This is a genomic window from Ensifer sp. ZNC0028 (genome assembly GCF_000799055.1).
Classification (GTDB): Bacteria; Pseudomonadota; Alphaproteobacteria; order Rhizobiales; family Rhizobiaceae; genus Ensifer.
Genome location: NZ_JTLA01000222.1, coordinates 1 through 484, shown reverse-complemented (window position 1 = coordinate 484; position 484 = coordinate 1). Strand labels below are relative to the sequence as shown.

Here is a 484-nt window from a genome sequence, read left to right as displayed (position 1 = left end):
CGCTCGATCAGCCCCGGAACCTTGACCGTCGACGACAGCAGGCTCTGCCGGTTGCGCACGAAATCGCGCACCAGGCCGTCGATCTCCTCGCCGGCTGCGACACGGTCGAGCGCTATTCTGTAGGTGACCCGGCCAAGATTGGACGCGCCGAGCGCGCTTCTCAAGGTGTAGCTGACCACCGCCGAACCGGAATAGGACGGATTCGGCGTGAACTTCAGATAGAAGCCGACCGGCGTGAAGCTGCCGGCGGCCGCAAGCTCGCCTTCGATGATCTCGGCCGTGCCGGCAAAGGGCGGCGAGACCGAGGCGACCGATGCATCGATGAAGGGACCGCCGGTGGCGCCACCGTTCAGATAGACATCCTTCGGCGCCGAACCGGCCGGAACCTCGACGACGACATTGGGAACCGTCACCGCGCGGGCGTTCAGCTTCAGCGTATAGGCAGCCGTTCCGCTGGCGCCACGGCTGTCGGTCACGCCAATGG

1 pseudogene is annotated in these 484 nt (G+C 65.9%); it reads right to left on the bottom strand.

Features of this window, described 5'->3' with window-relative positions:
• Positions 1–484: pseudogene (locus L981_RS35335) on the bottom strand (hemagglutinin); the annotation flags it as partial.